The 24,768-nt window shown below is 62.6% G+C and carries 21 protein-coding genes and 8 pseudogenes; 13 read left to right on the forward strand and 16 right to left on the reverse strand.

The window, feature by feature from the left end; translation table 11 throughout:
* Positions 1–510: 510 nt before the first annotated feature.
* Positions 511–1,620: an IS110 family RNA-guided transposase gene (locus HN018_RS24750; protein WP_172443485.1), complete on the forward strand. Its 1,110-nt coding sequence runs from the start codon at positions 511–513 to the stop codon at positions 1,618–1,620.
* Positions 1,621–1,909: 289 nt separating this feature from the next.
* On the opposite strand, the pseudogene HN018_RS24755 reads toward HN018_RS24750, so the two are convergent.
* Both HN018_RS24755 and HN018_RS24760 read right to left on the reverse strand, forming a co-directional pair.
* Positions 1,910–2,926: pseudogene (locus tag HN018_RS24755) on the reverse strand (IS481 family transposase).
* 379 nt (positions 2,927–3,305) lie between these two features.
* The gene (locus tag HN018_RS24760) at positions 3,306–4,397 is read right to left on the reverse strand and encodes an IS110 family RNA-guided transposase (RefSeq protein WP_172443569.1); all 1,092 of its coding nucleotides are present in this window, start codon (positions 4,395–4,397) and stop codon (positions 3,306–3,308) included.
* Between the two features lie 199 nt (positions 4,398–4,596).
* On the opposite strand from HN018_RS24760, the gene istA (HN018_RS24765) reads away from it, so the two are divergent.
* From istA (HN018_RS24765) to HN018_RS24775, 3 genes and pseudogenes are all read left to right on the forward strand, one after another.
* Complete coding sequence (istA, locus tag HN018_RS24765; RefSeq protein ID WP_408886729.1) at positions 4,597–6,108, forward strand: IS21 family transposase; 1,512 nt, start codon at positions 4,597–4,599, stop codon at positions 6,106–6,108.
* An 11-nt stretch (positions 6,109–6,119) separates the two neighbouring features.
* Complete coding sequence (gene istB, locus HN018_RS24770; protein ID WP_171837390.1) at positions 6,120–6,887, forward strand: IS21-like element helper ATPase IstB; 768 nt, start codon at positions 6,120–6,122, stop codon at positions 6,885–6,887.
* A gap of 402 nt (positions 6,888–7,289) precedes the next feature.
* Positions 7,290–8,226: pseudogene (locus tag HN018_RS24775) on the forward strand (IS5 family transposase).
* A 53-nt stretch (positions 8,227–8,279) separates the two neighbouring features.
* Here the strand turns inward: HN018_RS24775 and HN018_RS24780 are convergent.
* From HN018_RS24780 to HN018_RS24810, 7 genes and pseudogenes are all read right to left on the reverse strand, one after another.
* Positions 8,280–8,462 (reverse strand): annotated as a pseudogene (locus tag HN018_RS24780) (hypothetical protein); the annotation flags it as partial.
* Positions 8,463–8,516: 54 nt separating this feature from the next.
* Positions 8,517–8,891: a hypothetical protein gene (locus HN018_RS24785; protein ID WP_171837660.1), complete on the reverse strand. Its 375-nt coding sequence runs from the start codon at positions 8,889–8,891 to the stop codon at positions 8,517–8,519.
* Positions 8,888–9,439 (reverse strand): hypothetical protein, encoded by a 552-nt coding sequence (locus HN018_RS24790; protein ID WP_171837659.1) that lies wholly within the window; start codon positions 9,437–9,439, stop codon positions 8,888–8,890. The genes HN018_RS24785 and HN018_RS24790 overlap by 4 nt, the downstream gene beginning before the upstream one ends.
* The gene (locus tag HN018_RS24795) at positions 9,439–9,636 is read right to left on the reverse strand and encodes a hypothetical protein (protein WP_171837658.1); all 198 of its coding nucleotides are present in this window, start codon (positions 9,634–9,636) and stop codon (positions 9,439–9,441) included. The genes HN018_RS24790 and HN018_RS24795 overlap by 1 nt, the downstream gene beginning before the upstream one ends.
* Before the next feature lie 235 nt (positions 9,637–9,871).
* A complete protein-coding gene (locus tag HN018_RS24800; RefSeq protein WP_171837657.1) occupies positions 9,872–10,069 on the reverse strand; it encodes a hypothetical protein in 198 nt (65 codons plus the stop codon).
* Positions 10,066–10,233: a hypothetical protein gene (locus tag HN018_RS24805; protein WP_171837656.1), complete on the reverse strand. Its 168-nt coding sequence runs from the start codon at positions 10,231–10,233 to the stop codon at positions 10,066–10,068. Before HN018_RS24805 ends, HN018_RS24800 begins: the two co-directional genes overlap by 4 nt.
* Before the next feature lies 1 nt (position 10,234).
* Positions 10,235–10,642 carry a hypothetical protein gene (locus HN018_RS24810; protein WP_171837655.1) on the reverse strand — a complete coding sequence of 136 codons (408 nt, stop codon included), beginning with the start codon at positions 10,640–10,642 and terminating at the stop codon, positions 10,235–10,237.
* A 77-nt stretch (positions 10,643–10,719) separates the two neighbouring features.
* Here HN018_RS24810 and HN018_RS24815 point away from each other — a divergent pair, with 77 nt between their 5' ends.
* From HN018_RS24815 to HN018_RS24825, 3 genes are all read left to right on the forward strand, one after another.
* Positions 10,720–10,968, forward strand: a complete 249-nt coding sequence (locus tag HN018_RS24815) for a helix-turn-helix domain-containing protein (protein ID WP_171837654.1) — start codon at positions 10,720–10,722, stop codon at positions 10,966–10,968.
* Between the two features lie 186 nt (positions 10,969–11,154).
* Entirely contained in the window at positions 11,155–11,352 is a 198-nt protein-coding gene (locus tag HN018_RS24820) for a hypothetical protein (RefSeq protein WP_171837652.1), read from the forward strand.
* 42 nt (positions 11,353–11,394) lie between these two features.
* Positions 11,395–11,703, forward strand: a complete 309-nt coding sequence (locus HN018_RS24825; RefSeq protein ID WP_171837653.1) for a hypothetical protein — start codon at positions 11,395–11,397, stop codon at positions 11,701–11,703.
* Positions 11,704–11,961: 258 nt separating this feature from the next.
* Here HN018_RS24825 and HN018_RS24830 read toward each other — a convergent pair.
* A pseudogene (locus HN018_RS24830) lies at positions 11,962–12,623 on the reverse strand (IS5 family transposase); the annotation flags it as partial.
* A 115-nt stretch (positions 12,624–12,738) separates the two neighbouring features.
* Between HN018_RS24830 and HN018_RS24835 the strand changes: the two are divergent.
* Positions 12,739–13,886, forward strand: a protein-coding gene (locus HN018_RS24835; protein ID WP_239478892.1) for an IS3 family transposase whose coding sequence is annotated in 2 segments (ribosomal slippage) — positions 12,739–13,000 and positions 13,000–13,886 — 1,149 coding nt in all. Because the reading frame shifts where the segments join, the coding sequence is not laid out codon by codon here.
* Positions 13,887–13,914: 28 nt separating this feature from the next.
* Here HN018_RS24835 and HN018_RS24840 read toward each other — a convergent pair.
* Together HN018_RS24840 and HN018_RS24845 are read right to left on the reverse strand one after the other, a co-directional pair.
* Positions 13,915–14,687, reverse strand: a pseudogene (locus tag HN018_RS24840) (IS5 family transposase).
* A 76-nt stretch (positions 14,688–14,763) separates the two neighbouring features.
* A complete protein-coding gene (locus HN018_RS24845) occupies positions 14,764–15,114 on the reverse strand; it encodes a hypothetical protein (protein WP_171834383.1) in 351 nt (116 codons plus the stop codon).
* A gap of 21 nt (positions 15,115–15,135) precedes the next feature.
* Between HN018_RS24845 and HN018_RS24850 the strand changes: the two genes are divergently transcribed.
* Together HN018_RS24850 and HN018_RS24855 are read left to right on the forward strand one after the other, a co-directional pair.
* Positions 15,136–15,393 (forward strand): hypothetical protein, encoded by a 258-nt coding sequence (locus tag HN018_RS24850; RefSeq protein WP_171834384.1) that lies wholly within the window; start codon positions 15,136–15,138, stop codon positions 15,391–15,393.
* A gap of 294 nt (positions 15,394–15,687) precedes the next feature.
* Positions 15,688–16,737, forward strand: a complete 1,050-nt coding sequence (locus tag HN018_RS24855; RefSeq protein ID WP_239479442.1) for an amidohydrolase family protein — start codon at positions 15,688–15,690, stop codon at positions 16,735–16,737.
* Between the two features lie 78 nt (positions 16,738–16,815).
* Here HN018_RS24855 and HN018_RS29590 read toward each other — a convergent pair whose 3' ends face one another.
* On the reverse strand, positions 16,816–16,968 hold the full coding sequence (locus tag HN018_RS29590) for a hypothetical protein (RefSeq protein WP_171834385.1): 153 nt from the start codon (positions 16,966–16,968) through the stop codon (positions 16,816–16,818).
* Positions 16,969–17,102: 134 nt separating this feature from the next.
* Here HN018_RS29590 and HN018_RS24865 point away from each other — a divergent pair, with 134 nt between their 5' ends.
* A complete protein-coding gene (locus HN018_RS24865; protein WP_456307030.1) occupies positions 17,103–17,930 on the forward strand; it encodes an IS6 family transposase in 828 nt (275 codons plus the stop codon).
* A 44-nt stretch (positions 17,931–17,974) separates the two neighbouring features.
* Positions 17,975–18,634, forward strand: a pseudogene (locus HN018_RS24870) (Tn3 family transposase); the annotation flags it as partial.
* A 132-nt stretch (positions 18,635–18,766) separates the two neighbouring features.
* Here HN018_RS24870 and istB (HN018_RS24875) read toward each other — a convergent pair.
* Both istB (HN018_RS24875) and istA (HN018_RS24880) read right to left on the reverse strand, forming a co-directional pair.
* Positions 18,767–19,528 (reverse strand): annotated as a pseudogene (istB, locus tag HN018_RS24875) (IS21-like element helper ATPase IstB).
* Positions 19,529–19,542: 14 nt separating this feature from the next.
* Positions 19,543–21,084, reverse strand: a pseudogene (gene istA / locus HN018_RS24880) (IS21 family transposase).
* A 213-nt stretch (positions 21,085–21,297) separates the two neighbouring features.
* On the opposite strand from istA (HN018_RS24880), the gene HN018_RS24885 reads away from it, so the two are divergent.
* Positions 21,298–21,852: an IS5 family transposase gene (locus HN018_RS24885; RefSeq protein ID WP_171834388.1), complete on the forward strand. Its 555-nt coding sequence runs from the start codon at positions 21,298–21,300 to the stop codon at positions 21,850–21,852.
* Positions 21,853–21,955: 103 nt separating this feature from the next.
* Here the strand turns inward: HN018_RS24885 and HN018_RS24890 are convergent, their stop codons facing one another.
* On the reverse strand, positions 21,956–24,145 hold the full coding sequence (locus HN018_RS24890; protein WP_172443570.1) for a ligand-binding sensor domain-containing diguanylate cyclase: 2,190 nt from the start codon (positions 24,143–24,145) through the stop codon (positions 21,956–21,958).
* Positions 24,146–24,768: the final 623 nt, after the last annotated feature.

The raw sequence follows: 24,768 nt of genomic DNA on the forward strand, positions 1-24,768 counted from the left end.
TCCTCAGATGACTCAAACCTTTAGGCTTTTTGTTGATGATTCTGCTAGCACTCAAATAGTAAGGGCGCGCCGCTCAGCATCGGCCCTGGAGATCAACACAGGCTTTCGGCCTTATACACATGTCGTTTTAAACTCCGCGGCGACTGGACCTTCCGATGTGGAACACGACATATGCATCAGCGGTCAAGTTGTTAATTCCCAATCTTCAAGGTGTTTGCCAAGGCTGCGTTTGCCTATACGTCCAGCAATCCTTATCAGGATGCTTACAATAGTCATTCTCGTCCGTTACTTGCGTTAGGATCACTCAGAATTCTCTTGTATATCATGCTATGCTTTATAACGACAGACCGGCCAGCCTATAGTTTTAACCTAATACTCAGACGTTTAAATAGAGCCAGAGGCTAGACCACATGTTCGCCTGAGACAGGGCGACCCGTTTCACAATATGCAGGTTGTCGAGGGTTGTGCTGGATCGTTCAGCGCAGAGCCTCATGCGTAGGGAGACGGGTCTTGGAAAAGCTTATCACCTACGTCGGGCTTGATGTTCACAAAGAGACAATCGCCGTGGCGCTTGCAGACGAGGGCAAGCGGGGAGATGTGCGTGAGCATGGCACGATCGCCAACACCGCTGCTGCTCTGACAAAATTGGTGAACAAGCTTGCAAAAGATGGTCGTGAGCTGAAGTTCTGCTACGAGGCCGGGCCATGCGGTTACGGTATCCAGCGTCAGCTGAGTGTGGCCGGGCACGAATGTATTGTCGTTGCACCCTCGCTGATCCCGATCAAGGCAGGCGACCGGATCAAGACGGACCGGCGGGACGCGATCAACCTCGCCAAGTTGCACCGGGCTGGCGAGTTGACGCCGGTCTGGATCCCCGATCAGGCGCACGAAGCTGTCCGCGATCTCGTGCGTGCCCGTTTGGCGGCTGTGCGCAGCTTACGCCAGGCTCGTCAGCAGTTGTCCGGGTTTCTGCTACGGCACAGCCTGCATTATAGCCGCCCGGCCTGGACGCTGATGCACAGACGCTGGCTGGCGGAGCTGCGTTTCAAACAACCCGTGCATTATCTGGTCCTGGAAGATTGTCTTGCCGTCATCGAAGCAGCGACGGCACGGCGAGATCGTCTCGAGGCTCACATTCGGGCGGCATTGGCGGACTGGTCGCTCGGCCCGGTCGTGCGCGCCTTGCAGGCTCTGCGTGGCGTCGCCCTGGTGGCAGCGGCAACCTTGGTGGCCGAGCTTGGCGACATGACGCGCTTTACCAACCCGCGCCAGCTCATGGCCTACCTGGGTCTGGTGCCATCGGAACATTCGAGCGGCGGCAAACGGCGCCAGGGAGGGATAACCAAAGCGGGCAACGGTGCAGCACGACGGATGCTGATCGAGGCTGCATGGACCTACCGGTTCCCGGCCCGGATCAGCCGGGATCTGCTGTTGCGGCAGGAAGGCGTGTCCGGGCCCATCCGCGAAACGGCGTGGAAGGCCCAGACCCGACTATGCGGGCGCTATCGCAAACTCTCTCATACCGGCAAGTCGGCAAAGATCGTGACCACGGCAATCGCACGTGAATTGAGTGGTTTTGTTTGGGCGATTGCCAAGCATGTCGAGGCTGCCGCCGCCTGATCTGTTTTATCTGATTGAACACGACGGTAAGGAGAACAGCAGCACCTCGATGCATCCAAAGCTGGGCAGGGCTGGAGGCACGGTCACGGCCAGGAGAACCCTCGGAAACATCTACAGCCGGATTTTTGTCCGACGCTGGTTTTCTAGACAGAGGACGCTCCGCGACGTATCCCCGGTCCGGCGGTAACCAACCCGCGTATCAGAGCATGATCAACCGTCGTTTCATGATCGTGCCTCCTGCCTTACCCAGCTGCGGCTATGCTGAACAGCCTGTCATACGGGCGCAGATTCACCATGCCTGCAGCTTGAAGTGGCGAACATTAGAGGTGTTTAGTCCCGGAGTGTGGTGATACGGCTTGAGTTTGAAGCGTTCAGGCTCTTCGGTCCAGATGCGGCAAACGTATTCGTACGGCGTAAGGCCTTTCAGGGTCTTGAGCCGACGAGCGTGGTTGTAGGCGCTCAGGAACAGTTCAAGGTGCGCCAGCAGCTGCTGATGGTCGGCGTAGTAGTATCGCTTGACGGTCGCGTCCTTGATGGTGCGGTTCATCCGTTCGACCTGGCCGTTGGTCCAGGGGTGGTTCGGCATGGTGAGCCTGTGCTCGATGCCGTGCTGGCGGCAGAGCCTGTCGAACAGATGCATGCTGAACTGCGCCGTGGGCCCAGAGCGGTAGCGCGGCGGATGGCAGAACTGGATGCCGTTGTCGGTCAGAACGGTGTGGATGCGATACGGAACGGCGTCGATCACGGCATCCAGAAACGCCACTGCGCTTTGTCGGTCTGCTGTCTGCGCTAGATGCGCGATAGCGAACTTCGAGGTCCGGTCAATGGCAACGAACCGATACAGCTTGCCCTCGCCGGTACGTACCTCGGCAATATCGACGTGGAAAAAGCCGATCGGGTAGATCTTGAACTTCCGCTTGCCGGGTTTGTCGCCCTCAACGTCGGGCAGACGAGTTCAGCGGCAAGTGACCGCTGAACCATGGCGCTGCAGGCAGCGGTGCAGGCTGGATCGCGTCAGATGGGGTAGCGACGGCTGCAGGGCATTCAGACAGTCGTCGAGCGGCAGTAGGGTGTGGCGCCGAAACGCCACCACCGCAGCCTCCTCTCCCAGCGTCAGCGTCGACGACCGGATCTCCTTGGGGCCCATGGCGGCGTCATGCACGTGATCCCGCTTACGCCATTTCTGGATCGTCGTGGGGCTGACCCCGTAACGAGCCGCCAGCGTCCTTACGCTCTCTTCACCACCCTGGATCGCGAGACGTACCGCCGCTGTCGTGCGGGCGCAGCCGTGTAGAAACTGTCCCATATCTATCTCGTGCAGCCTGATGATCCGTATCACCACACTCCGGGACTAAACACCTCTAATGTTCGCCACTTCAAGCTGCAGGCATGGTGAATCTGCGCCCGTATGACAGGCTGTTCAGCATAGCCGCAGCTGGGTAAGGCAGGAGGCACGATCATGAAACGACGGTTGATCATGCTCTGATACGCGGGTTGGTTACCGCCGGACCGGGGATACGTCGCGGAGCGTCCTCTGTCTAGAAAACCAGCGTCGGACAAAAATCCGGCTGTAGATGTTTCCGAGGGTTCTCCTGGCCGTGACCGTGCCTCCAGCCCTGCCCAGCTTTGGATGCATCGAGGTGCTGCTGTTCTCCTTACCGTCGTGTTCAATCAGATAAAACAGATCAGGCGGCGGCAGCCTCGACATGCTTGGCAATCGCCCAAACAAAACCACTCAATTCACGTGCGATTGCCGTGGTCACGATCTTTGCCGACTTGCCGGTATGAGAGAGTTTGCGATAGCGCCCGCATAGTCGGGTCTGGGCCTTCCACGCCGTTTCGCGGATGGGCCCGGACACGCCTTCCTGCCGCAACAGCAGATCCCGGCTGATCCGGGCCGGGAACCGGTAGGTCCATGCAGCCTCGATCAGCATCCGTCGTGCTGCACCGTTGCCCGCTTTGGTTATCCCTCCCTGGCGCCGTTTGCCGCCGCTCGAATGTTCCGATGGCACCAGACCCAGGTAGGCCATGAGCTGGCGCGGGTTGGTAAAGCGCGTCATGTCGCCAAGCTCGGCCACCAAGGTTGCCGCTGCCACCAGGGCGACGCCACGCAGAGCCTGCAAGGCGCGCACGACCGGGCCGAGCGACCAGTCCGCCAATGCCGCCCGAATGTGAGCCTCGAGACGATCTCGCCGTGCCGTCGCTGCTTCGATGACGGCAAGACAATCTTCCAGGACCAGATAATGCACGGGTTGTTTGAAACGCAGCTCCGCCAGCCAGCGTCTGTGCATCAGCGTCCAGGCCGGGCGGCTATAATGCAGGCTGTGCCGTAGCAGAAACCCGGACAACTGCTGACGAGCCTGGCGTAAGCTGCGCACAGCCGCCAAACGGGCACGCACGAGATCGCGGACAGCTTCGTGCGCCTGATCGGGGATCCAGACCGGCGTCAACTCGCCAGCCCGGTGCAACTTGGCGAGGTTGATCGCGTCCCGCCGGTCCGTCTTGATCCGGTCGCCTGCCTTGATCGGGATCAGCGAGGGTGCAACGACAATACATTCGTGCCCGGCCACACTCAGCTGACGCTGGATACCGTAACCGCATGGCCCGGCCTCGTAGCAGAACTTCAGCTCACGACCATCTTTTGCAAGCTTGTTCACCAATTTTGTCAGAGCAGCAGCGGTGTTGGCGATCGTGCCATGCTCACGCACATCTCCCCGCTTGCCCTCGTCTGCAAGCGCCACGGCGATTGTCTGCGTGTTCCGGCTGATCCTGATCACTGATTCCGTTTGATGGTGATCATTGAATCCGTTCGATCTCGATCATGCATTCCGTTTGATGGCGATCATCGGTTCCGGTGATCCTGATCATGCTGGAGATGACGATGCCGGTCGGCTGCCGCTGACAGTCTTCAACCGAGGGTAGTGTCGACCTGTTGCCGGGGAGCAAGGGGTCGGGATGCCAGGCGAGAGAGTGTCGATGCGCAAGATACGCGAGCTTCTGCGGCTGCGGTTGGAACAGCGGCTGCCGCAGCGAACGATCGGACTGAGCCTGCGGCTGGGCCAGGGAACGATCAGTGATTACCTGGGCCGGGCCCATCGTGCTGGCCTGGATTGGCCATTACCGGATGACATGGACGACACGCAGCTTGAGGCGCTGCTGTTTCCGCCACTGCCGGATGTGCCGCTGGATCAGCGGCCGGTGCCAGACTGGGCGGCGGTTCACCGCGATTTGCGCCGGCCAAACATGACGCTGGCCCTGTTATGGGAAGAATACCGCGCAGGATCGGCTCACGCGTTTGGCTACTCGTGGTTTTGTGATCTCTATCGCGCGTGGGCCGGACGGTTGAAACCGACGCTGCGCCAGGTGCACACGGCCGGCGAAAAGCTGTTCGTCGACTTCGCCGGTCAGAGCATGTCCGTCATCGACGGGGCAAGCGGGGAGAAGCATCAGGCCGAAATCTTCGTGGCTGTGCTGGGGGCGTCGAGTTTTGTCTACGTGGAGGCGACCTGGAGCCAGACGCTGCCGGACTGGATTTCGGCTCATGTCAACGCTCTGGCCTTCTTTGGCGGCGTGCCGCACCAGATCGTCAGCGACAATCTCAAGGCCGGCGTCACCAGGGCCTGTTTCTTTGAGCCGACGATCAATCGCACCTACGCCGAGATGGCGGCGCATTATCGCAGTGCGGTCATTCCGGCCCGGCCCTACAAGCCGCGCGACAAGGCCAAGGTCGAAGTCGGCGTGCAGGTGGTCCAGCGCTGGGTTCTGGCCCAGCTCCGTAACCGGCAGTTCTTCTCGCTGGCCGATCTCAACTTGGCGATCCGTGAGCTGGTCGAGCAGATCAACGACCGGCCGATGCGCGGCTGGGGCACGACGCGCCGTGCCCTGTATGAACAGCTCGATCGTCCGGCCCTGCTGGCGTTGCCAGAAGTGCCTTACGAGTATGCGGACTGGCGGTACTGCCGGGTTAATCTCGATTATCACATCGAGATCGCCCGGCATTTCTATTCGGTGCCGTTCCGGCTGGTCCGTCAGCCTGTGGAGGCACGCATCACAACCAGGACGGTGGAGATTTTCCACCGCGGCAGCCTCGTGGCCACGCATCTTCGCAGCGTGCGCCAGCATCAGCCAAGCACGGTGAGCGACCACATGCCGAGCACGCACCGGCGCTACCGCGACTGGACCCATGAGCGGATCACACGCGAGGCGATGGCAACCGGCGACGATACCGCGGCTCTGATCGAGATCGTGCTGCGCTCGCGGCCACATCCCGAACAGGGTTTGCGCTCCTGCATCGGTATCCTCGGCCTGCGTGGCCGTTACGGCCCGGAACGGGTGGACGCTGCCTGTGCCAAGGCCCTGGCACTCGGCACCCGCTCCTACGGCTCTGTCGCCGCGATCCTGAAGAATGCCCAGGAGAAAAAGTCCGCCATCACTGACCAGCCCAGCCTGATGCACGAGAACATTCGCGGTCCTGGCTACTATCATTGAAAGGAAAGACAATGCTGATCCATCCCATGGTGGACCGTCTGCGCGATCTTGGCCTGGCCGCGATGGCCGACGCATTCATCGAAATGAGCCGCCAAAGTGCGGCCGATGATCTGTCGCGCGAAGACTGGCTCGGCCTGCTGGTCGATCGCGAGGTGACCGCGCGAGACAACAAGCGGCTCGGCCGGCGGCTCAGCCATGCCCGGTTGCGCCAGAATGCGGTGGTCGAGGACACTGATCTGCGCACGCCCCGCGGGCTCGATCGTGGCCTGTTCCAGAGCCTGGCGGCCTGCGGTTGGATCCGCGACAGCCAGCATCTGCTGATCGTCGGCCCGACCGGCGTGGGTAAATCCTGGCTGGCCTGTGCGCTGGGACACAAAGCCTGCCGGGAAGGTTACGCTGTGCTCTACCGCCGTGCGCCGCGGCTGTTTGCCGACATCGCCACGGCGCGTGGCGAAGGGCGCCTGCCGCGCCTGATGCGGACAATCGAGCGCACACGCCTGCTCATCATCGACGATTGGGGCCCGGAGCCGCTGTCGGCTGAACAGCGTCGCGACCTGATGGAGATCGTCGATGACCGCGATGGGAAAGGCTCGTTGCTGATCACCAGCCAGGTCCCAACGAGCCGCTGGCACGAGATCATTGGCGATCCCACTCTGGGCGATGCAATTCTCGACCGCATCATTCACCGGTCCCATCGCATCGAGCTGAAAGGCGAAAGTCTGCGCAAGCGCCAGGTCCTGAACACGGCAGAAGGCTTGACGAGCGCCAAGGAGAAGTGAGACCTGTTCAACCGTCAGTGGTAGCTCACCGGCACCACGTCATGCTGTCCGCCATGCCCTCCCCAGGCAGGGTGAACACCGTGATCCGGATCACCATGAACGGTGATCACGATCAGCTGGAATGGCTGATCAGCATCAACGGAATACGCAGATTGTCTCTTTGTGAACATCAAGCCCGACGTAGGTGATAAGCTTTTCCAAGACCCGTCTCCCTATGCATGAGGCTCTGCGCTGAACGATCCAGCACAACCCTCGACAACCTGCATATTGTGAGACGGGTCGCCCTGTCTCAGGCGAACATGTGGTCTAGTTCAACTGTATTGCAGCAGCTCGCATGCCACGTGGTGTTGGTGCATGGACCGGTCGGCTGACGCGGTTCTCCTGGCCTGATAAAGGTCTGGGATGCCCTTCAAGCACAACGCGTCTCCCCGCCACCACATCCCGAAAGCCCTTCGCCGGGTCATGAACTGGCCGGCTTATGGGGCTGGTCTGCGGCTGCGTGGCTGGATGGCATGCCCCGCGCCGGATGACACGAGGCGGTCAGCCGGTCTACGCCGAGGTTGCGATCGAGCTGGTGCTGACTCTGCGGCTGGTCTTCCATCTGGCTCTACGTCAGGTCGAAGGTTTCGCGCGCTCGGTCCTGCTCTTGCTTGGGCTGGATCTACGCGTGCCTGACCATTCGACCTTGAGCCGGCGCGGCCGTGCCTTTCGGGACGTCAACCGCGTGCAGGACGGCGTGACGGGCCCGTTCAAGTCGTGCTGGACAGCACGGGCGTGCAGGTCTTCGGACAGGGTGAGTGGGATGCCGAGAAGCATGGCCGCCACACCTAGGCAGTGGCGCAAGCTGCATCTGGCCGTCAATGCAGAGACTGGCGAGATCGTGGCACACAGCCTGACCGACAAGGATACCGGCGATATCACCAAGGTTGCGGGGCTGCTGGCGACGGTGGAGGGGCATATTGGCAGCGTGATTGCCGATAGGGCCTATGATGGCGCGTTGGTCTACGACGCCGCTGCCGCACGCCAGTTCAACCCACCACCCGACATCATCATTCCTCCACGAGCTTCGTCGGTCGTCAATGGTGGAGACGGGGTCGATACCGTTCGCAATCGTCATGTTCGATACATCGCAGAGAAGGAGCGCATGGCCTGGCAGAAGGCTAATGGCTATGGCCGGCGCAGCATCGTGGAAACCACGATCGGTCGCTACAAATACATCATCGCCTCGAAACTCAGGGCACGGTCGACCACCGGTCAAAAAGGTGAGGTCGCCATCGCCATTCGCGCCCTCAACCAAATGATCCGGATCGCCAAGCCAATCTCCATTCCTGCCGTCTGACGCGATCACCGGGCAGGGCAAACTCTTGCCTCAAGCCCAATCCCTGCACCAACGCTATCGCCAGCGCAGATCGCCAGGACGTGGGCTTTGGAGATCATCGGGACGACCTCGAAATCGAAGCTGTCGAGGGTCTTGCCGGGTAGAAGTTGAGCCTCGGCGAGATGGCGTGCGAGGCGGTGGCGGTCGCGTTCGGCGATCTCGTGCTCGGCCAGCGCGGCGAGTAGCCCCGCCGCGGGGCGTTGGTGCACCGATCGAAGTGTTATCGAGATATCCCTTCCCGGTGCGCAGGATCAGTGCTGACGGACCGAGACGGGCTTGGTTGTTCGGATCATGCGATTGAAAACGCTGACGGCGATGGCGACTTCGCCCTGCTGGCGATCAGCTGATCTGGCTCGCAGCTTTGTGCCGATGCCGTGCTTGTAGCGGCCGATTGCGGTTTCCACGAGGCTGCGGCTTCCATAGCCGGTGACTGTTTGCCAGGCCATACGGCCTTTCTCGGCGACGTATTGGACATGACGGTCCCGGGCCGTCGAGGTATCAGCGTTGTCACCGCCGACCACCGAAGATGCACGCGGCGGGATGACGATGTCCGCTGGCGGATCGCGCTGGCGCAGGGATGCCGCCTGGTAGACGGACGCGCTGTCATAGGCGCCGTCGGCGATCACCCTGGCGATCGGTCCCTCCACCGTCGCGCCTCGGCATCTGTAGCAGGCATCTCGATGACCCGCTCCGCCTGCAGGTCGTCGAGGCAGGAGCAGAGGCTGATCAGTTCGGCATCGGCCCCCTGATCAGCATTGGCGGGTCTCTTCAGAACGACGGCAGCAACTCCGACTAGGGACGACATCGTGCCTGCTTTAAGAAACTCTCGGCGACTGGCGGCCATCACACCGATTCCCCGATCAGATCGTCGAGCAGCGACCACACGATGGCCTCGTGCGGAGCGAACGTCAGTTTCCAAAACACCGGCCGTCACATGTACGACCTTCATCTCATGACGAAGCAGGTGGGCCTTCGCGATCATGGCCTCACGACTGGACGCCCGCAGAACAACTGCATGGTCTGACAGTTCAGACAGCCGACTATCGATGGGAAGCATTGCTTCACCGACGGCCTGCGCGTCAGGCTTGGCGATTGCGATCGCGTCAACGCCGGTCAGGAAGGTGAAGATGCCAACGCCGGCACCGAGCAGGTCGCGGCGGGTGGTGCGGCCCATCAGATGCGCCCTCCTTCACGAAGGACGCGCTCGAGCGCGGTATAGGCCGCCTTCGTGCGGTCGTAGAAGTCTGCGGTCTCGCCGGCGGCGTGCGCCGTGCGTGCCAGACTGGCGAGCGAGGGCGCGACGACTGGAAGCTCATGAGCGGGCAGGTCGGCGACAGCCTCACGCAGGACGGCGAGCGACTTCTCGCGCATCGGCAGGGAGATGATGTTGCTGGGCGGCGGTCACAGCGTGGTAGCCTCAGGCATAGGGTGTCCCTACTCTGTTTGGGGTCAGGCACGGGCGGAGCGCAGTCCCGTTCGTGCCTACCTTGCCCAGCCGGTGAAGGCTGGACTCGCCGGGCTTAACCGCCCCGGCGCGGAAGGCTAGTATCTGGTCCAGACCCTGCGATGCGCGGCGACCTGGATCAGGCGAGCAATCTGGTTTTCGTCAGTTCTCCAGGCGGTGGCGGCGGTGCTGCACGTCGGCATCACGAGCCAGGAGCAGGGCGGTCTGAGCGTCACCGGCACGCGCGCAGGCCGATGCAGCGTCGCGCAGGAAGCGCTCAAGGGCTGCGAGGGCGAGCGGCGTGTAGGCCAGTGCATTTAGGGTCGCCGGCATTGGCGGGATGGCGATCGCGGGGTTCATACCGACGCTCCGTCCGTGTCCTGGCGGCGCTCGATGCCGTCCCATGGTGCTGTCAGCGCATCGATAGTCTGCCGGTCCTGCTTGGCCGCGTCGCGGAACCCGAAGCACCAGCCGATGACGAAGGTCGCCACCGCACCCACGAGCATGAGGAGGAGGCTGATCATCTCAGTTCGCCAGCGCTAGCAGAGCGGCCTTAGCGGCGAACGGCGCCTTGTGGGCCCGCAGAAAATGTCCGCTGCGGCGGTTCATGGTGCCGAAGGCCGCGCTACGGCGGCGGACGACGTAGCGATCCGACGAGATAGCCCGGTCGTGCCGGTCCTTGCGGCTGATGCGGTTGACCTCGCCTACGGCGGCCTTCGCTTCGCCGTAGGCCTTCCAAGCGTCGGCAATCTCGAAACGGGCGAGCTCGAGAGTACGAGCGGCCATCTGCCGGGCAACGCTCAGCGGGTCCTGCTTCGTCATGAGTGCAGCGACAAGGACGCTGGCCGGGCGGAACATCGGGATCGAGCGAAGCGGGTGGGCCGCTGCTTCGGGATGGCGGGTCTGGTAGGACATGAAGGTTTGCCTTGCCATCTAAAGTATCTTGAGATACTTATAGTGTCACCTTATATGAGATGCAACCTTTAATGGCGCCAGATATGGAAAGTGTCATGATAACAGCGGGTCAGATGAAGGCCGCCAGGGCCCTGCTTGGAATGTCAGGGGAGGGCCTGGCAGAACTGTCCGGCGTCAGTCTCGTGACAATCCGGCGGGCTGAAAGTGCGCGTGGTTTAGCCGGAATGATGCGGGCAAATGCTGACGCTATTCGTCGGGCGTTGAATGCCGCCGGTATTGAATTTATTCCTGAAAACGGCGGCGGTGCTGGGGTGCGGCTGCGGAAGCCTGGCGAGCAACATTGAATCAGCAAGGTCAAATTTGATGCGCTATTGGCTTCACGTGACTTATCAGTTCAGCATCAATGTCCGAGCTATCACTGCATGCCGGTAAGAGGTTCTGCAGGATCTGTTGCCCCTCGGCAGGTAACCCTTGAGCCTAAGCGCGCGCTGTAGCAGCTGCGCCTCCATCTACAACTTAGGAACCTACGCTTGAACTACCGCCAAGCAGCCAATCTGATGATCAAGAAGCACGGCAGAAATGCTAGACAGTTAGCAATGAAGCGGGCAGCTGAATTACGCGCCAAGGGTGAACTTGCCACCGCGGCCATATGGGTAAAGGTCAGCGATGAGGTCGCGGCACAGCAGGCTGCGCTGGATGGAGGGATAAGGGTTCTGATGGGACTATGAGGCCGTCAGCCACGCTGCCACTGCCGACTAGAAAGAGTCGACATGATCAGTGACCATGTCGACCAGCTGCCGTTCAACATCTCCGACCCAATGGTTGTTATCGCGCCTGAAGTTGCCGATCAGGCCTTTGCCGCCGGTGTCCAGTTCGCCCGTGCGCTGGCTGGTGCCGAAGAAGTAGCTTTCGTCTTGGCGCTGGGCGAGCAGGTGCTACTCATCCGCGATGCAATCATGGATGCCGGCTACCGGGCAACGAAAGCCCAGCTGGCAGGCGAGGCGTTCGGGGTCAAGTCCAAGACTGAATGGCGGCGGATCGTCAGTCCGGAACGGCCTGTGACGTGGGGGACGGCGTGACAGAAGCAGTCGATTACGCCGCCGCCATACGTGACGCCGACGCGATGCTCGACATGTCGCTGCAGACGATTCGTTTACCGCCGACAAGCTCAGCATGCAGGGAGATATGGGCTGTGCTGGGGTGGAAGCGGGAGAGATGATGGTGCAACCGAAGACGAAGCCTTAGAGCGCCTTTCAAAACCTCTTCTGCAGCGTGTTGAAGCAGATCAATGAGCAGGCGAGAGCGGTGAATGCGTGGTGGATATCGCTTCTGCGCTCGTAGCGCGTGACGAGCCGGCGGTAGCGGTTGATCCACGCGAAGGTCCGCTCGATGACCCACCTGTGTCGGCCCAGCTTCTGGCTGGTCTCGACGCCGCGCCGGGCGATGCGGGGTGAAATCCCACGGCGGCGGCAGGCCTGGCGGCAACGTCGGTGATCGTAGGCCTTGTCGGCGTGCAGCTTGTCCGGCCGGTGTCGTGCCCGGCCCGGCTTGCCGCCGATCGGCAGGATGCTGTCGAGCAGTTCCTCGAACGGCATGCTGTCGTTGGTGTTGGCGCCGGTCAGTATGAAGGCGAGCGGGATGCCGCTCCGGTCCGTGACGAGATGGCGTTTCGTGCCGAGCCTGCCTCGATCGGTCGGGTTTGGCCCTGTCTTGTCGCCCCCCTTTTTGCAGCCAGCGATGCGCTGTCCAGGCAGGCCCGGCTCCAGTCGATCCGGTCGGCCGCCCGCAGCCGACGCAGCAGTTCGCGGTGCAGTGCATCCCACACGCCCGCCTCTTGCCAATCCCGCAAGCGACGCCAGCACGTGATGCCCGAGCCGCACCCCACCTCAAGCGGTAGCATCTCCCACTGGATGCCGGTCCGTAGCACGAACAGGATCCCGGTCAGCGCCGCCCGATCCAGTACCCGCGGCCTACCGCCCCGCGGTCGTGGCGGAGGCACGGGCAGCAACGGCTCGATGATCGACCAGAGGGCGTCGGAGACGAGAGGAGAAGTGAGCTGCTGCCGGTTTCGTGGACACCGAGATTAGGGTGTTTCATGAGATTGGAGGGTGGGGATGGTACGGCGACAGTTCAGCCGAGAGTTCAAGCTGGAGGCGGTCCGGCTGGTCAAGGAGCGTGGTGTTTCGGTGGTGCAAGCCAGCCGAGACTTGGATGTCGGTGAAAACATCCTGCGGCGTTGGATCAAGGAGCTCACTGCGGATCCTGGGCAGGCCTTTCCGGGTCACGGCCAGGTCAAGCCCGAGCAGCAGGAGATCGATCGGCTGCGGCGTGAGGTCGCCAAGCTCAAGGCTGAGCGCGACATTCTAAAAAAAGCCGCGGCCTACTTCGCGAGGGAGTTGTTGTGAAGTTCGGCTTCATCGCGAAACATCGAGGGATCTGGCCGGTGCGGTGGCTTTGCGAGGCGCTCGATGTCTCGCGCAGTGGGTTTCATGCCTGGCTCTCCCGGTCGCCCAGTGCCCGGGCGCGCGGTGACGAGGTTCTCGGCGCCCAGATCAAGGCCAGCTTCGTCGGCAGTGACCGGACCTATGGCGCCCGGCGGGTCTGGCACGACGTGCTGGCCGAGGGGGCCGCATGCGGGCTGCACCGTGTCGAGCGGTTGATGCGTGAGCACGCCTTGCGGGCAAGGCCACGCCGCCGGGGTCTGCCTTCGGACAAGGGCACCCGGCACGAAGCGGCAGACAACGTGCTGGATCGCCAGTTCGACGCCACGACGCCAAACCAGAAGTGGATCGCCGACTTCACCTATCTCTGGACAGCCGAGGGCTGGCTCTACGTAGCGGCCGTCATCGACCTGTTTTCACGCCGCGTGGTGGGCTGGTCGATGAGCGCGACCATGACCGCCCAGCTCGTCGCGGATGCGCTGATGATGGCGATCTGGCGCCGCGGTAAACCAAACGCGCTGCTCCACCACTCGGATCAGGGAAGCCAATATAGCAGTGAGCAGTTTCAGAAGCTCCTAGTGGATCACGGCGTCACATGCAGCATGAGCCGGTCGGGTAACGTCTGGGACAATGCAGCGATGGAGAGCTTCTTCTCCTCGCTGAAAACCGAGCGGACAGCTCGCAAGGTGTATCGCACCCGGGACCAGGCCCGGGCTGACGTGTTCGATTACATCGAGCGGTTCTACAACCCGCGCCGACGCCACTCGACCATCGGATATCTGAGCCCTATGGAGTTCGAGCGTATCAAAGCGTCAGCTTAAGTTGTGTGTCCACAGAACCGGCAGCAGCTCACAATGAGCAGGCGGGAGCGGTGAATGCGTGGTGGATATCGCTTCTGCGCTCGTAGCGCGTGACGAGCCGGCGGTAGCGGTTGATCCACGCGAAGGTCCGCTCGATGACCCACCTGTGTCGGCCCAGCTTCTGGCTGGTCTCGACGCCGCGCCGGGCGATGCGGGGTGAGATCCCACGGCGGCGGCAGGCCTGGCGGCAACGTCGGTGATCGTAGGCCTTGTCGGCGTGCAGCTTGTCCGGCCGGTGTCGTGCCCGGCCCGGCTTGCCGCCGATCGGCAGGATGCTGTCGAGCAGTTCCTCGAACGGCATGCTGTCGTTGGTGTTGGCGCCGGTCAGTATGAAGGCGAGCGGGATGCCGCTCCGGTCCGTGACGAGATGGCGTTTCGTGCCGAGCCTGCGCCGATCGGTCGGGTTTGGCCCTGTCTTGTCGCCCCCCTTTTTGCAGCCAGCGATGCGCTGTCCAGGCAGGCCCGGCTCCAGTCGATCCGGTCGGCCGCCCGCAGCCGACGCAGCAGTTCGCGGTGCAGTGCATCCCACACGCCTGCCTCTTGCCAATCCCGCAAGCGACGCCAGCACGTGATGCCCGAGCCGCACCCCACCTCAAGCGGTAGCATCTCCTACTGGATGCCGGTCCGTAGCACGAACAGGATCCCGGTCAGCGCCGCCCGATCCGGTACCCGCGGCCTGCCGCCCCGCGGTCGTGGCGGAGGCACGGGCAGCAACGGCTCGATGATCGACCAGAGGGCGTCGGAGACGAGAGGAGAAGCCATGTCTCCTCATGAATCAGATCGCCGGGCAGTACAAGGTTTTGAAAGGCGCTCTAAGAGGCCTGAGCACCCATCATTTTCATCCTGACGGCCATGGTGGTGGCAGCGGCAATCCGAAAGTCACCATCCTGACGATGCGCCGCGTCCTCTGGTGAACCAGGACAAGCGGCCGTGGATCCGGTTTCTCGGCTGATGACTGTGCGATTTGTTCGTCCACGGTGAAATTGGCCACGGCATTCCATTGTCCGGTTGCGACGGCGAAGTAGAGCGCCAGACTCAACACCAGCATTAGGCGGGACAGGCGATCCGGTGTCTGCAATTGTTTCTGTTCGAGACCAAAGCCGCGCGACTGGAAATTGGCGAACATCGGCTCGATACCCCGGCGCGCGGCGCAGTCGCGGGTATTGAGATAACCGGGCTTGCCGGACATGGCGATGAACCATGGCTCGTCATGGCCAGGATCGTTGACGATGCCGATGCTCGTGGAGACGCGCCGGTGCGTCAGTTAAATGTTTTTCAGATATGGCCGTTTGCAGTCGGTATGCTGATCGAGGCAGGATTTGTGCCCGTCAATAAACACCGACAGGTTGCCCTTTATAAACCAGCATCCAATAGTGGCTCTGACTTAATGTTAGCGCGCCTGGCTACCCTCCGAGAAAAGGCTGCCTTGCTGGACACCTCAGAAATCCCCGATTTAACTGACATGTAGACTGCTCGCGTACGGACAGAACGCCCTTTGTGATGCAGACCAAGCCTAACTTAGACCTTGTTCAGAGAACTCGTCACACTCAACAACGACGCAAAACCGATCTGACAGGGTCGCGAGAGTTACAAAGTGCCACCGTATGGACGCTTTCGCGATGCGGTGGATGCGGATCGCATCAAGATTGCGCCAGAGCCCTTGCATGCTGTTTTTCACACGTGCCACGCTTGGCGCCGCGCAACGCTTCCGCTCCCCAGGCGTTTTGATAACTATACTGCGCAGAAGTTCTTGGAGCAACGCATGACCTCCGGGAACTTTTCGCTCAGCTGTTCGGTGGAAGGCGAAGCTATGCAGATTATCGCGCTCGAAGAACACATTGTGACACCTGAGATAATAGAGGCGTGGCGAACGCTAGACCCTAAGTGGCAGGATCTCAGCTTCAAAGGCGTGTCCAAGGGTGAGGTTGGGCGGCGGCTGATGGAGGTTGGCGCAGATCGATTAGCGGCGATGGACGCAAGCGGCGTTGACGTGCAAGTCCTCTCGTTGACTACGCCCGGCGTGCAGAACTTGAAAGTCAACGATGCCAGGCGTCTGCAGACGCAAGTCAATGACTTGCTCGCCGAGACCGTCCGGGCCTGCCCGGAACGTTTTCAGGCGTTTGCTACGCTCGCAACACCCGACCCGAAGGCGGCGGCGCTTGAGCTGGAGCGGGCGGTGACAAAACTTGGCATGAACGGCGCAATGCCGTTCGGCCGCACCCGCGAGAAGAACATGGACCATCCTGACTTCTGGCCTATCTATGAAGCGGCGGAGGCGCTCGGCGCGCCACTCTATATACACCCGCAATCACCACAGCCAACGGTACGCGCGGCCTATTACGATGACTTCGATACCCAGGTCAGCACGTTGTTCGCGATCGGCGGGATCGGCTGGCATTACGAAACTGGCATACAGGTCATTCGCCTAATCCTTTCGGGCGTGCTCGATCGTTATCCCAACTTGCAACTCATTCTTGGACATTGGGGGGAAGTAATCTTGTTCTATCTTGAACGAATCGATGACATAATGCGCACTTCTGCGAAGCTACCCCGGGCCTTGTCGGATTATGTCCGGGACCAAGTCCACGTTGCGCCGAGCGGAATATTCAGCCAGCGATATCTTCGCTGGGCAACGGAAGTCGTCGGCATCGATCGAATCCTGTTCTCTGTTGATTATCCATTTCTAACGGTGCCAGACGGGGGCGCGCGGCGTTTTCTCGATGAGGCAAATCTGAGTGACGCCGATCGTGTGAAGATAGCCAGCGGTAACTGGCGAAAGCTGGTTGCCGGCATCAAACGCTCCGCGACCTGATCCGGACTTTGGCTATTCAGGCTGCGTTGTTGCGTCGATCAAGCAGGAAGCAAGAGTTTGCCCTGCCCGGTGATCGCGTCAGACGGCGGGGACGGAGATTGGCTTGGCTATCTGGATCATTTGGTTGAGGGCGCGAATGGCGATGGCGACCTCAGCTTTCTGACCGGCGGTCGATCGTGCTCTGAGCTTCGGACCGATGATGTGTTTGTAGCGACCGATCGTCGTCTCCACGATGCTACGTCGACCATACCCATTGGCCTTCTGCCAGGCTGACCGGTTCTGTCAGCCCTCGCGCCAGTACGGATCTGTTGGCCGCTCGGTGGCTGACGTAGCGTCGCCAGCCGTGGCATTGGGCGGACATCGGGATGAACTGCGTGTGCTGTGGGTCTACGGCAGTGACGGAGCGGCCTGAAGTTACGGCTCGCGGCTACCGGCGGTTGCGGTGCCGAACCTGCGGGCGGCAGTTCAACGAGCGCAGCGGTGGCGTCCTCAACCGGACCTGCCTGCCCAGCGACATCATCGCCTTCGTGGTATTCTGCCGGCTGCGGTATCGGCTGACGCTTCGCGACCTGAGCGAGATCATGGCGCTGCGTGGGATCGAGGTCAGCTACGAGGCCGTGCGTGACTGGGAGGCAAAGCTGCTGCCGGCCATGGGCGATGAGCTGCGCAAACGCCGCCGCGGCACCGGACGGCAATCCGGCGCGAGCTGGTTGGTCGACGAGACCTACCTGAAGGTCCGCGGCCACTGGTGCTACCTCTACCGGGCGGTCGACCGGGACGGGAACCTGATCGACGCCATGTTGAGCGAGCATCGGGACATGAAGGCCGCCAAAGCGTTCTTCCGCTCGGCGCGGGCGGTTATGGGCCTGCGGCCGGACCGGGTGACGACGGACGGGCACGGCTCCTACCCACGGGCGATCCGCACTGTGCTAGGCAAGGCAGTCCGACACCGCACCAGCGCATACCTGAACAACCGTCTCGAACAGGACCATCGCGGCATCAAGGGCAGGATCCGATGTATGCGAGGCTCCAAAAACCACGATGCCGCCCACCGCTTCTGCCGAGAGCATGGCGAACTCCGCAACCTCCTTCGCCCTCGTCGCCGTCACAACCAGATCGTATCCGCCTCCCTCCGACGCTTCCGCTTCGCAAGGAGCGCTAAACTTGCGCTCGGGATCATGCAGAACGCGTGACCCCGTAGGCTGTTATGAGGAAAGCTTGGGACTCTGGCGCGAGTGCTGACAAAACCCGCGACCTGAAGGACCGCAGGCTGTAAGTCTTCCGCGGCCAGGCCGTTCCGGAGGTGCTGGCCGGCATGGTCGGCGGCATCGTGGACGCCGACCACGTGCGGGCGCACTAGGACGAGGCGCTGCGCCTGGTGGTGTCGGTCGGCTCCGGCCGCGCATCCGCGTCGGCCATGCTGCGCGGGCTGGCCGCCTACCCGCGGCAGAACGGGCTGGCCGTCGCCCTGCGGGAGATCGGCCGCGCGGAACGGAGCCTGTTCACGCTCGACTGGTTGCGCAGCGGCGAGTCGCGCCGGCGTGCCAACGCCGGGCTGAACAAGGGCGAGGCTCGCAACGCGCTGGCGCGGGCGGTATTCTTCCACCGCCTGGGCGAGCTGCGTGACCGCTCGTTCGAGAACCAGGCCTTTCGGGCGTCGGGGCTGAACCTGCTGGTTGCGGCCATCATCTTGTGGAACACGCGCTACCTGCAGGCCGCGTTCGACGCGCTCGCCGCCCGGGGCGCCGCGGTCCCGCCCGATCTGATGCGCCACGTGGCCCCGCTGGGATGGGAGCACATCAGCCTCACCGGCGACTACGTCTGGGCCGCTGACGCCCAGCCCGGCCCTGGCCTGCTCAGGCCGCTGCGGAAACGGCCGTCATTGCTGGCTGCGTAAGTTCCAGGTCCGTTTGCGGATTCCGATGAATGCGGCCACTGATTCCAATCGATGGTGGCCACCGATTCCAATCGAAGGCGCCCAGAGATTCCAATGATCCCGGCCGGGGTCGTCATCGACGTGGTTATGGGGTCAGGCGGTGACTTCGGCGTCAAGCATGATCGCCTTTGCGGCCTGTTTTCTGAGTGACTCCCCCTTCAGGATGAGGCGGTGGGCGTTGTGGACGAGGCGGTCGAGGATCGCATCGGCAATGGTCGGATCGCCGATGACCTCGTGCCAATGATCGACCGGAACCTGGCTGGTCACGATCGTCGAGCCTTTGCCATGACGGTCGTCCATGATCTCCAGCAGGTCGCGTCGCTGCTCGGCGCTGAGCGGCGTGAGACCCCAGTCATCCAGAATTAGGACCTGCACCCGGGCGATCGTCTTCAGCATGCGGGCATGGCGTCCGTCGCCACGGGCCAGTGCGAGAGCCTCGAGCATCCTGGGCATCCGGTAGTAGGCGACAGAGCGGTCGTCCCGGCAGGCCTTGTGGCCGAGCGCGTAGGCCAGCCACGACTTACCCACGCCGGTCGGCCCTAGAATCAGCAGGTTCTGCTTGCGGTCGATCCAGTCCCCAGCTGCAAGCTTTTGGAACAATGCCCGATCGAGTCCGCGTGCGCTGCGCAGGTCGACGTCCTCGACCACGGCCGCCTAGCGGAGCGCTGCGAAGCGCAGCCGGGCAACAAGTCGCTTGTTCTCCCGGTCGGTGCTCTCGCGATCGATCAGCAGTGCCAGCCGCTCCTCGAAGCTCAGTGCTGCAATGTCGGGCTGTCGTCGCTGGTCGTCGAACGCCTTGGCCATGCTGCCGAGGCCAAGGGCGATCAGGCGTTCCTGGGTTGGATGGGCAAGCATCGGGTTTTCCTTTGTCAGTGGTAGTAGCCGCGACCGCGGATGTTCTCGTGCAGCACGGGAGCGGTATCGGGGGCCGGATCCTCCTGGAATGCGCGGTCGAGGCCGTTGCGCAGGATTGAGGCGATCGAGCCGTAGCTGCGGGCACCGATACTGATGCCGCGTTGGCAGGCTGCCTCCAGGCGAGCGCTGCCATAGGTCTTGGCCAACTGTAGGATGCCGAGGCAGGCGCCGAAACCCTGCTCGGGATGCGGCTTGGCGCTCATGATCGTCTCGACCAGGGCGGTGGTGCCCGGACCGACCTCGGCAGCGAACACCTGGATCCGCGCCGGCGTCCAACTGGCGTAGCGGCGATGGGCGCTCGGCATGTGCTCAGGTGTTGTCGTGTGCCGCCGGCGCAGCGTCGACCGCAGATGCGCCGCGACCCGCTGGCCGGCGTGGAACACCTCGATCGTCGTATCGGTGATGCGGGCTTCGACCAGCTCGCGGATCAGACGCGACGGGACCGAGTAGAAGTGGCCGTGCAGTTCGACATGGTAGTCGGGTGCCACCCGGCAGCGCTTCCACTCGGCATAGGCGTAGGGCTCGGCTGGCAGCGGCATCAGCGCCGGCCGGTCGATGCTGTCGAAGAACTACCGCCGGCTGGCGCCAAGCTTGCGCATCAGTCGGGCATTCATGTCGCCCTGGACGGCGTGGATCGCCTCGTTAAGCTCGCCGAGCGACAGGAACCGCCGGTTGCGCAGCCGCGCCAGGATGAACCGCTCGACGATCAGCACCCCGGTTTCGACCTTGGCCTTGTCGCGCGGGTGGCGGACACGGGCTGGCAGCACCGCCGTGCCGTAATGCGCCGCCATCTCCTGGTAGGTGCGGTTGATCCCCGGCTCGTAGCGACAGGTGGCCGTGACGCCAGAGCGCAGGTTGTCGCAGACCAGGAGCTTCGGCACCCCGCCCAGGAACGTCAGCGCGTTGACGTGCGCGCCAATCCAATCCGCCAGTCCCTCGCTCCATCTGGCCTCGGCATACGTGTAATTCGACGCACCCAGCACCGCGACGAATATATGCGCCGGTCGCTCCTCCCCGGTCGCCCCATCGAACACCGGCACGGTGTCACCCGCGTAGTCGACGAACAGTCTCTCGCCGGCAACGTGCGTCTGTCGCATCGTGGCGCTGACACCGCGGCGCCAGCCGATGTAGAGCCCGCAGAAGCGGCTATAACCGTAGCCATCCGGATGCTCTGCTCTGTATTCTTCCCAGAGCAGCACCAGGGTCACACCCCGGCGGCGGAGCTCGGCATGGACATGGTTCCAGTTCGGCGCAGCCCGAATGAGGGCCGTATCGAACCCGGCCGGCGTGAACAGCCGCCGCTCCAGTTCGGCATCGTCCATCTCCGTCGGCAACGGCCAAGTGATCCCGATCACCGCTGTCCGCCGCAGATACTCGCCCACCGTCGTCCGGCTGATCCCCACCGATTGGGCAATCATCCTCTCGCTCGCCCCACAGGCGTGCCGCAGCCGTAAAACCTCGCGAACCTTGCGCATCGACACTCTCTCGGCTGGCATCGCGTCCCCCACTCGTCATGGGAGCCACGCTACCGGGCATCAGATCGTCGACTTCAAAACCAGCCCCAATGGGGTGGCCGCATTCGTTGGAATCAGTGGCCGCATTCAATCGGAATCACCGGCCGCTTTGCATCGGAATCCGCAGGTCCGTTCGCATGAACCGGACGCAGGGAGCACTTTCGTGTCCTGTCCCCGGACGGGCTGCACCGCGCATTGCTGCATCGGCTGCGGGCGGCAGGCGGCAGGCGGGATCGACTGGAGCCGCGCGTGCATCGACAGCGCGTCCCTCGCCGCCAAAAGGGGGGTGACAAGACGGGGCCGAACCCGACCGATCGAGGCAGGCTGGGCACGAAACGCCATCGTGTCACCGACCGGAATGGCATCCCGCTCGCCTTCGTCCTGACCGGCGCCAATACCAACGACAGCATGCCGTTCGAGAAGTTGCTTGACTGGATCCCGCCGATCGGCGGCAAGACAGACCGCGCCTGGCATCGTCCCGACAAGCTCCACGCCGACAAGGCCTACGACCATCGGCGCTGCCCACAGGCCTGCCGCCGTCACGGCATCGCACCACGCATCGCAAGGCGGGGCATCGAGACCAGCCAGAAGCTCGGGCGGCACCGATGGGTCATCGAGCGAACCTTCGCCTGGATCAACCGCAACCGCCGCCTCGTCACGCGCTATGAGCGCAGAAGCGACATCCACGACGCCTTCACCGCTCTCGCCTGCGCGCTTATCTGCTTCAACAAACTGCAGAGAAGGTTTTGAAAGGCGTTTTTAGTCTGATCGTCCGTCCCGGGCATCCTATCCCTCGATCCCATAGGAGAGGACCAGATCAGCGCGATCTCCGCACCTGAATGTCCGCAGCTTGCTAGATCATCGCGTCCCGGACAGACACGATGATCCGGTCACGGCCCTCGGCTTTGGCTTGATAGAGTGCTTTATCTGCGCGACCGACCAGCGACTTCCATTCGTCGCGTGCATGCTCATGCGCCATGCCGATGCTGCAGGTTACCTTGATAACCTCGCCATCCACGTCAAACGGCTCGCCGCAGGTCGCGATGTTCAAAAGGTGGATTCGATTGACCTCTGGGACCTGTTCAGCCTCGATCACGATCAGGATCTCCTCTCCACCGTAGCGGCCAGCATACTCACCCGGCTTCAACGCCAGCTTCAGGCGACGCCCCATTTCCTTGAGGATTTCGTCACCGGCCAGGTGGCCATAGCGGTCGTTGATTCCTTTGAAGTGGTCAATGTCCAGCAAGCCTATCGCGACCTGGGATGTTCGATCCGCCTGGGCGAGCGTCCTGACGAGCCTGGATTGTATCTCGCCCCGCGTCAGCAGCGTGGTCAGGCTGTCCGTCGCCTGGGCCTCACGGATTTCAGCTGTGCGCAGTTCGACCTCGCGCTTGAGTGCCTGCCTCTGCTGGACAAGAAGGCGGACCCTCAGCCGCAAGACGCCGTAGGCGGAACCTGCTCCGGCCAGGAAATAGAGGGCCAGCAGCGGCCACCAGAGCCACCACGGCTTCCTGATGCGCAGCAGGACGGATACGGGTGCCGAAACCTGATGCGCCAGCGGGTCGTAGGCAACGAGCTCGAACCGGTGATTTCCCGGGGGAACCGAAGGATACCGGGCGTAGCCGCTCGCGGTGTCAGCCCATCCTTTGTCGACACCATCAAGGCGATAACGAAAGCGGACGATACTGCCCGCGCGGAAGTTGAGCACGCCGAACTGGATGAAGAAGGCATCCCGCGTGTAGGGCACCGCCTGCTCGCGGAAAGCCGTTTCGCCAACGGTGACGGAAGTGATGACCGGCTTCAGGCTTTCCTTCATGAACAGCTGCATCGGATCGAGCAGGTGCGACAGTCCGTGGCTGGTAGCGATCCACATCGAGCCGTCGCTATCCTCCAGCAGGCCACCTTGGTCCAGATCATCCCAGATCAGGCCATCCGCAGTGGTGGCGGACGCCCAGCGCCGACCGTTGAAGACCGAAACTCCGTTGTCGGTCCCGGCCCACAGCCAGCCCCGGCTGTCGACCAGCAGCGAGACAATGCTGTTGGAAATAACGTCGGGTGGCTGGAACCGGGTGCTCGACACGATCCTGTCGCTGTCCAGCTGCAGCCGGTAGAGCCCGCCGCCGGCCCCTGCGACCCAGACCACTCCCGCCGGTCCGGCCGTCAGCGTCAGCGGCTCGAAGTCGGCCTGCTGCCAATGTAGAGGAATAAAGATGATCGAGCCGTCGGCGTGGCGGTGCAATAAATCCTGGCCGCGAAGCACCCAGAGGCTGTCGTCGGGAGCGACAACCGCCGTCGTCACGGACCCCGACAGGCCGGCGATCGGCTGTGGCGCCGTCGGTGCGGGAGCGCTGTCGACGATGTAGACGCCCTTCTCTGTGATGAACCAGAGCCGGGCCTTCGATCCATGCAGGATCTGGCTGACCTGCGGCAGCGGATATGTGCTGACCTGCCCGGTAGTGAGCGTGATGCAGGCGACGGCGGCCGACCCGACAGACCGCCAAAGGTGGCCGAACGCATCCAGCGCGATCGAGAATGCCGCCTTGTCGTAGTGCCGATGTGCCAGAGTCACCCCAGGCGGCCTGCCGATCGCGTCGATGCCGCCGTCAGAAGCAACCCAGAGCGGCCCGTTCGGCTGGCGAGCAATTTGCCAGAGCACGTCGTCGGCCAAGCCGTCGTGGTGGTCCAGGTTCTCCCACATGCCATAGCCAAGGGCTCGCATAAGCCCGCGTCCGAGTACGGCGAGCCATAGATCGCCCTGGCGGTCGAACATCAACGTCAGGATCGGCACCTGCGGCAGGCCGTTTTCGGTGGTGAGCGTCTTCCAGCCGGAGGGGCCGCGGATCATGAGGCCGGAAGAGGACTGGGTCAGCAGCTGACCGGACGGTGTCAGCGCCAACAGAAGGCTCTGTGGGTAGTTCGCGTAACGTCCGCCTTGGTCAGGCAGCAGCGACACGTCAACATGGCCCGTCCTGGGATCGATGTCTGCCAGGCGGGTGTCGGAGCGTGCCAGAACGTGACCGTCCTTCGTCAGCAGCAGTGCCACCCAGCTGTCGGCTGGCAAACCCTCGGCGGGACCGAAACAACGTGCCGAGGTTGTGCCGAATCCGCAGATCGACTCGTCCGATCGAACCACCCAGAGGGTTGAATCTCGGGCGGCGAGAGGGGACGGGTCTTGTAACGTAACCCCTGGCTGCCGGAGGAGCCCATCGGCGAACTCCACCAGGGGCCGTCCACTGCTGGTGTCGATCCGGACGCGATACAGTTTTCCTTTGCCGGCGAAAACAGCGCCGCCGTTCCAAGAGACTATTCCGCCCGCGCTGTCGCTAGGGATCGGCCCAACCCGTGAGATGGCGGCCTCAAAAGTCAGGGCGGTTGGCGGGGTGTGGGGTCCGATGGGTGCGGTTGAAACAAAGATGCTGTGCGGGTAGCGAACGATCAGCCGGCCGCGTGTATCAAATGTAAGGCCGCTGGCGATGCCGCCGTCCGGCAGCCCCTGTTTCGGACCGAAGTTGAAGAACCGCCGCCCGTCATAGACATAGAGCCCATGCTCGGTGCAGGCGAAGACGTATCCAGACCGGTCCTGTTGCAGGCAAGAGAACCAGGAATTCGTAAGCCTAAGCCCTTCCGCCTTGCCATAGGACTGGAACGCAATCTGTTGGGCCGTTG

The sequence above is a fragment of the Lichenicola cladoniae genome, from assembly GCF_013201075.1.
GTDB lineage: Bacteria > Pseudomonadota > Alphaproteobacteria > Acetobacterales > Acetobacteraceae > Lichenicola > Lichenicola cladoniae.

What these genes read in the sequence shown, in the direction of transcription:
- istA (WP_408886729.1), top strand. Translation starts at nt 4,597, where the DNA reads ATGCGCAAGATACGCGAGCTTCTGCGGCTGCGGTTGGAACAGCGGCTG.
- istB (WP_171837390.1), top strand. Translation starts at nt 6,120, where the DNA reads ATGCTGATCCATCCCATGGTGGACCGTCTGCGCGATCTTGGCCTGGCC.
- HN018_RS24790 (WP_171837659.1), bottom strand. Translation starts at nt 9,439, where the DNA reads ATGGGCCGCACCACCCGCCGCGACCTGCTCGGTGCCGGCGTTGGCATC.
- HN018_RS24795 (WP_171837658.1), bottom strand. Translation starts at nt 9,636, where the DNA reads ATGCGCGAGAAGTCGCTCGCCGTCCTGCGTGAGGCTGTCGCCGACCTG.
- HN018_RS24800 (WP_171837657.1), bottom strand. Translation starts at nt 10,069, where the DNA reads ATGAACCCCGCGATCGCCATCCCGCCAATGCCGGCGACCCTAAATGCA.
- HN018_RS24805 (WP_171837656.1), bottom strand. Translation starts at nt 10,233, where the DNA reads ATGATCAGCCTCCTCCTCATGCTCGTGGGTGCGGTGGCGACCTTCGTC.
- HN018_RS24810 (WP_171837655.1), bottom strand. Translation starts at nt 10,642, where the DNA reads ATGGCAAGGCAAACCTTCATGTCCTACCAGACCCGCCATCCCGAAGCA.
- HN018_RS24815 (WP_171837654.1), top strand. Translation starts at nt 10,720, where the DNA reads ATGATAACAGCGGGTCAGATGAAGGCCGCCAGGGCCCTGCTTGGAATG.
- HN018_RS24825 (WP_171837653.1), top strand. Translation starts at nt 11,395, where the DNA reads ATGATCAGTGACCATGTCGACCAGCTGCCGTTCAACATCTCCGACCCA.
- HN018_RS24845 (WP_171834383.1), bottom strand. Translation starts at nt 15,114, where the DNA reads ATGTCCGGCAAGCCCGGTTATCTCAATACCCGCGACTGCGCCGCGCGC.
- HN018_RS24850 (WP_171834384.1), top strand. Translation starts at nt 15,136, where the DNA reads ATGGCCAGGATCGTTGACGATGCCGATGCTCGTGGAGACGCGCCGGTG.
- HN018_RS24855 (WP_239479442.1), top strand. Translation starts at nt 15,688, where the DNA reads ATGACCTCCGGGAACTTTTCGCTCAGCTGTTCGGTGGAAGGCGAAGCT.
- HN018_RS24865 (WP_456307030.1), top strand. Translation starts at nt 17,103, where the DNA reads ATGAACTGCGTGTGCTGTGGGTCTACGGCAGTGACGGAGCGGCCTGAA.